Raw genomic sequence first — 6,228 nt, 5'->3', positions numbered from 1 at the left:
CAGGAGGGAATGGATGCTCACCGGGATCAAGGTTGGTCCGGATGTCATCACAATCAACCGGGGGCAGACCTTCATGGTCAGCGGCCTGGACGGGGTCGTCAGGGGGGCCACGGAACAGGGGTTGTTCACCCGCGATGTCCGGTTTCTCTCCCACTACCGCTACAAGATCAACGGGCGAAAATGGTCCTTGGTGACCTCGTCTCCTGTGTCGCATTCCTCCGCCCGGTTCGAATTCACCAATCCCGCGTTGTTGAGCGCGTCCGGGCCGATCCCGAAACACATCGTGGGGTTTTCTGTCGAGCGGGCCGTCTCCGGCGGGGTGCACGAAGAGCTGGACCTGGTCAATTATCGACGCGTCCCAGTACAGCTCACGCTCGAGATTGAGCTTGGAACCGACTTTGCTGATCTGTTTGAGGTGCGGAGTCACCATCCCAGGATTCGGCGCACGATTTTGACGGAGTGGGATCCCGAGCATCAGCGCCTGCACGCCGCGTACTCCCGGGACAACTATCGAGCCGGATTCACCTATCAGCTCGAACGATACTCCACTCCGGGCCGCCACGAGGGATCCATGCTGCAGTTCGACATCATCCTCCAGCCCGGGGAACCCTGGCACATGTGCGCCTACCTGATTCCTGAGGTCGATGGGGTCGCGTTCGCTCCGCCGCCCCGATGTTATCTGGCGGGACTAGAGGACCGCACGGGGTTTGAGAAACGATGGCGGGCAGCCGTCACGCACGTACGCACCAGCGACGACATGATGACGCGTACCGTACGTCAGGCGGCCGAAGACCTCGTCTCCCTGTTGATGAAGGGCCAGAATCCCGGGACTCCCTGCGTGGTCGCGGCCGGCGCGCCGTACTTTGTGGCCCTGTTTGGTCGCGACAGCATCATCACCGGGCTGCAGACGCTGAGCTTGGACCGATCGTTCAGCCTCGGGGCCTTGGAGGCGCTGGCCGCGTACCAGGCGACGACCGCAGACGACTTTCGCGACGCCGACCCCGGCAAGATCCTTCATGAGCTGAGGGTCGGCGAGCTGGCTCGATTTGGGCAGATCCCGCACACCCCGTACTACGGGAGCGCGGATGCCACGCTTCTTTACCCCATTCTGCTGCACGAGACCTACTTGTGGACGGGGGACCGCACGCTGCTGGACACGTACCTGCCAGCAGCGGAGCGCTGTCTGGAATGGATGGACCGCTACGGCGACCGTGACGGCGACGGTTTTCAAGAATACCGGACGCGATCTCCCCGCGGCATCAAACACCAGGGATGGAAAGATTCTGGTGATGGAATAGTGTACGGTGATGGACGCCCCGTGGAGCCGCCCATCGCGCTGTGCGAGCTTCAGGGCTACGTCTATGACGCCAAGCAGCGGATGGCGGCCCTATTTGCATCCTTGGGGCAGGAGGCCCGCTCCGCGCATCTGTACGCCGAAGCCGACGCCCTGTTCAAGCGGTTCAACGACGCGTTTTGGATGGAGGACGAAGGGACGTACGCGTTTGGCCTCGACGCCCACAAGCAGCGCATCGCGAGCGTCGTCAGCAATGCCGGCCACTGCCTGTGGTCGGGGATCGCCCCGGCCTCCCGAGCGGGGCGCGTTGTGGCCCGGCTGCTGGCCGAGGACATGTGGAGCGGCTGGGGCGTCCGGACGCTCAGTGCCTCCCATCCGGCGTTCAACCCCTTCGCCTACCAACGCGGCTCCGTGTGGCCGCACGACAATGCTCTCATCGCCGCAGGCTGCAAGCGCTACGGGTACGACGCCGCGGTTGGCCAGATCGCGCATGGCATTTTCGACGCCGCCAGCCTGTTCCAAGGGTACCGGCTGCCCGAGCTCATGTCCGGGCACCGGCGAAAAGCGCTTGGGTTCCCCGTACAGTATCTGGGTGTCAATATTCCCCAGGCGTGGGCGTCCGGAAGCGCGTTCCTGCTGTTGCAGGCCATCCTCGGCCTCCGCGCCGACGCCCCCCAGGAGCGTCTCTACTTGACGCCCGCCCTGCCGCCCTGGTTGACCTCGGTTGAAGTGGAACATCTTCAGGTGGGACGTGCCCGTGTCTCGTTTCGCTGCTGGCGCGAAGAGAAGGTCTCCCGGTTCGAGATCCGGCACGTGGAGGGGCCATTGACCGTCGTGCCCCACAGCGAGGTCGTCCGGCACGGGTAACCTCAATGGGAGCCCAGGACTGGAGTTGCTACTGCGGGTCAAGACCCAGGACGGCAAGAGCCGCCACTTTCCTGAAATCGTCGGAGCAAGCCGAGCCTCAGGGGAGCCAGGGGACCCCGCTCCAAACCTGCCGAATCGATCGACCGACGGACTGGATCACCGGTCGAAAGTCGACATCGACAACCCATGTGTCTCCCAGCCGCAACCGGGGGGATTGGGCTCCCAGTTTTGGGTGGCCGTGTGCCGCGTTCGCGTGGACTGTCCCCGCTGGCGTGACGATTGGGTTGCGACCCCGGTTGCCCCGCCAGCACGCGGATCAGCATCCCCGCCAGCGCGGCACTTTTAGCTCAGAGCTACGACCTCGATCTCGACCGCCGCGCCGCTGCGCAGCCTACCGACCTGCACCATCGACCAGGCGGGCGGATTCTCTTGGAAGTACTGCCAGTAGACCTCGTTCATGGCGCCGAAGTGATTCAGATCTCGCAGAAACACGATCGCCTTGACGACCTTGTCCATCGAGGATCCGGCCGCCTCGAGCACGGCCCTAATGTTTTCCATCACCTGCTTCGTCTGGACCCGGGTATCTCCCAGAACGAGCTGCTCGGTCCGCGGGTCGATCGCCACTTGGCCGGCAACGAAGATCATACCGTTGGCCACGACGGCCTGCGAAGCAGGCCAGGAGGCTACCGGAGCATGTTCCGTTCTTATGATCCGTTTCGACATCGTGTCATCTCCTGTTTTGACGACCAGATTCGCTCGGCGTCCACGACACCGGGGCATCGCCGATGGCCCACCCCCAGAGCACACCCTAGTTGGACACGCTCCGGATCCAGCTCAGCGCCGGATGAAGGCATTGAGGGGATCGCTCTAATTCGCGCCGCAGGACGGGACGGACGAACAAATGACGCGGGGTAAGCGCCACGACACCGCCCAAGATCGTTCGCATCGCAGTTCTGTCCTTCACGGTCATCGCCGCGCGCTATCCGGAAAGTTCGCACGGCTAGCCCGAGCGTCGAAGAACACAGCACCCTCTAGGACTTCTTCCTCGCGATGAGCACCTTCTTCAAGGTCTCGAGCTCCTCGAGCGCCCTTCCGATCCCCAACGCCACGCTGCCCAGCGGGTCATCGGTAAGCGTCACCGGCATCCCCGTTTCCTCGGCGAGCAGCCGATCGAGGCCGCGGAGCAGCGACCCGCCCCCGGCCATGACGATCCCGCGGTCGACGATATCGGCGGCGAGCTCCGGTGGCGTCCGCTCGAGGGTCATCTTCACAGCCTCTACAATGCCGGCGATTGGCTCGGCTATCGCCTCACGGATTTCCGTGCTGGTCATCCGCACGATCCGGGGCAACCCCGAAACCAGATCGCGGCCGCGGACCGCAATCGCCTGCTCCTCGGGCTGCGGGAACGCGGAGCCGGCGGCGATCTTGATGTCCTCCGCCGTCCGTTCGCCGATCAGAAGGTTGTACGCCCTGCGTGCGTACTGAATAATGGCTTCGTCCATCTCGTCCCCGGCGATTCGGAGGCTGCGCGCGGTCACAATCCCACCGAGGGCGATGATGGCGACCTCCGTCGTCCCTCCACCAATGTCCACCACCATGCTGCCGACGGCGTCGGAGACCGGCAGCCCAGCGCCGATCGCGGCCGCCATCGGCTGTTCGATCAGGTACGCTTCGCGGGCGCCGGCTTGGAGCGTGGCGTCGATGACCGCCCGCTTTTCCACCTCGGTGACACCGCTGGGAATCCCGACGACCACGCGTGGTCGGAGAAAGCTGCGGCCGCGCAGGCCGTTTCGAATGAAGTACCTGAGCATCGCGACCGTCGTGTCGAAATCAGCGATGACGCCGTCACGCAGGGGCCGGGTGGCGACAATATCGCCCGGCGTCCGGCCGATCATCTTCTTCGCCTCGTTCCCCACCGCCAGGACTTCTCCGCCTTCGACCCGTTTGGCCACCACCGACGGCTCGCGCAGCACGATGCCCTCGCGCCGCATGTACACCAGCGTGTTGGCGGTTCCGAGATCGATGCCCATGTCCCGAGTGAACCGACTCAACAGCCTGTTGAGAATCATCCGAAGATAGGCTCTACAGGAAGCCCACTCAATCGGCGAAGGCAGTGGAGGCGGCGATGTACCTCGTCCCCGCAGGGGATCTCGTGTCTACGGACAAGGATCGCGATCCTCATTGTCCTCAACGCCGTTCTCGAATTTCGGCTTCGTGGCTTGCAGGGATCCTGTGGCGTTCGGTGAATCGCCCACTTCCTTCACATGTTTGAGAATCGCGGACTGCGCCGCTCTGATGCGGCGCTCCCTCGACTGCTTCCTTCGTCGCAACTTCCCAGACTGTTTCAGCCTTTTTATCCTTCGGACTCGTTTCACGCATCGCCCCCCATAAACTCTTTCCGCAATATTTCGGTGATGAGCCGGCGCTGGTCCTTGGTGCGATTACTCGGCGTGCAGTGCTCGGGACCTCAAGCGGCATCACGGCCACTAAACGGCCTGCAGCCGACTCCCGAAAGATTGGTCGTCCGAACTTCGCGGAAACATCAGGAGCTTGTTCGCGCTGAACGAGCAGGCCCCCGTGGTAGCACTGGTAGCAGGGGCCGATTTTTGATCGTATCTGCAGTACCTGCGCCCGCGGCCAGCTGGGCCGAGTGGGATAGGCCCGGGCCCGATTTTGATCGTATCGGCGGTATCAGCCCGGCCTCCTGAAAGCTCTCGGTCGGGTTTAGCGGCCTAGCCTTGAAGGTCGGGTTTGAGAGTCGGCGGAACCGGCTTCTCAGGACACGAGGCCGAGGTTACGTCTTGAGACACCAGCGACGGGGTCGACGGGGCCAACGCAATTTCGGGGAGCAGGGGCTGGCCGGCAATCAGCGTGTCCAGCTCGTCGCTCTGGAGTGACTCCCGCTCCAGCAGCGCCTTGGCGATCCGATCGAGCGTCTCCTTATGCTCGGTCAGGACTGCCCGGGCCCGACTGTAGCACTCGTCGATGATCCGGCGCACTTCTTTGTCGATCTCATACGCGATCTCGTCCGAGTAGTTCTGGCTCTCGAAGAGATCCCGGCCGAGGAATACCGGCCCGTGCTTCGTGCCGAGCGTCAAGGGACCCAGCTTGTCTGACATCCCGAACTCGGTCACCATCCTCCGCGCCAGGTCGGTCGCGTTCTCAAAATCATTGGCCGCGCCGGTCGTGATCTCGCCGAACACGATCTCCTCGGCTACCCGGCCCCCTAACATCGCCGTGATGTGGGCCAGGATCTCGCTCCGGGTCACCGAATACTTCTCCTCCGCCGGCATCGCGATCACGTAGCCCAAGGCCATCCCCCGCGGCAGGATCGTCACCTTATGCGGCGGGTTCGCCTGCGGCAGCAACTTCCCCAACAGCGCGTGCCCGCCTTCGTGGTACGCCGTCATCTCCCGTTCCTTCGGCGACAGGATCCGGCTCTTCCGCTGCGGCCCGGCGATCACCCGCTCGATCGCCTCGTCGAACTCCGACATGCCGATCCGCTGCTTCCCACGCCGCGCCGCGAGCAGCGCCGCCTCGTTCGCCATGTTCGCCAGATCGGCCCCGCTGAATCCCGGCGTCCGCCGCGCCAGCACGTCCAGATTCGCGTCGTCGCCGATCGGCTTGCCGCGCGCGTGCACGTCGAGGATCGCCCGCCGCCCCTTGGTGTCCGGGTTGTCAACCACGAGCCGGCGGTCGAACCGGCCCGGCCGCAGCAGCGCTGAATCGAGGATGTCGGGCCGGTTGGTCGCCGCGATGACAATGATCCCCGAGTTGGGAGCGAACCCATCCATCTCGACTAGCAGCTGGTTCAGGGTCTGCTCCCGCTCGTCGTGCCCGCCGCCCAACCCGGCCCCTCGCTGCCGCCCCACCGCGTCGATCTCGTCGATGAACACCAGGCACGGCGCCGACTTCTTCGCCTGATTGAACAGATCGCGCACCCGGCTCGCCCCCACACCTACGAACATCTCCACGAACTCGCTGCCCGAGATCGAGAAGAACGGCACCCCCGCTTCCCCGGCGATCGCCTTGGCGAGCAGCGTCTTCCCGCTGCCCGGCGGCCCAAC

4 protein-coding genes are annotated in these 6,228 nt (G+C 64.3%); 1 reads left to right on the top strand and 3 read right to left on the bottom strand.

Annotated features, from left to right (window positions below):
- Positions 1–2,161: glycogen debranching N-terminal domain-containing protein (locus tag VFP86_17960; protein ID HET9001530.1), on the top strand; the 2,161-nt coding region annotated here is incomplete at its 5' end.
- 342 nt (positions 2,162–2,503) lie between these two features.
- Here VFP86_17960 and VFP86_17955 read toward each other — a convergent pair.
- The 3 genes from VFP86_17955 to ftsH form a co-directional block, all read right to left on the bottom strand.
- A complete protein-coding gene (locus tag VFP86_17955; GenBank protein ID HET9001529.1) occupies positions 2,504–2,884 on the bottom strand; it encodes a Rid family detoxifying hydrolase in 381 nt (126 codons plus the stop codon).
- A gap of 308 nt (positions 2,885–3,192) precedes the next feature.
- Entirely contained in the window at positions 3,193–4,230 is a 1,038-nt protein-coding gene (locus VFP86_17950; GenBank protein ID HET9001528.1) for a rod shape-determining protein, read from the bottom strand.
- Between the two features lie 663 nt (positions 4,231–4,893).
- The coding region (gene ftsH, locus VFP86_17945) for an ATP-dependent zinc metalloprotease FtsH (GenBank protein ID HET9001527.1) at positions 4,894–6,228 on the bottom strand (1,335 nt) is incomplete at its 5' end.

The organism is bacterium, assembly GCA_035703895.1.
In the GTDB taxonomy this organism is placed as follows: Bacteria; Sysuimicrobiota; Sysuimicrobiia; order Sysuimicrobiales; family Segetimicrobiaceae; genus Segetimicrobium.
The sequence above is the reverse complement of the archived record's forward strand: the minus strand, read 5'-3'. Positions and strand labels throughout refer to the sequence as shown.

Excerpts from the sequence above, each read along its gene's own strand:
- VFP86_17950 (HET9001528.1), bottom strand. The coding sequence starts at position 4,230 with ATGATTCTCAACAGGCTGTTGAGTCGGTTCACTCGGGACATGGGCATC.
- VFP86_17955 (HET9001529.1), bottom strand. The coding sequence starts at position 2,884 with ATGTCGAAACGGATCATAAGAACGGAACATGCTCCGGTAGCCTCCTGG.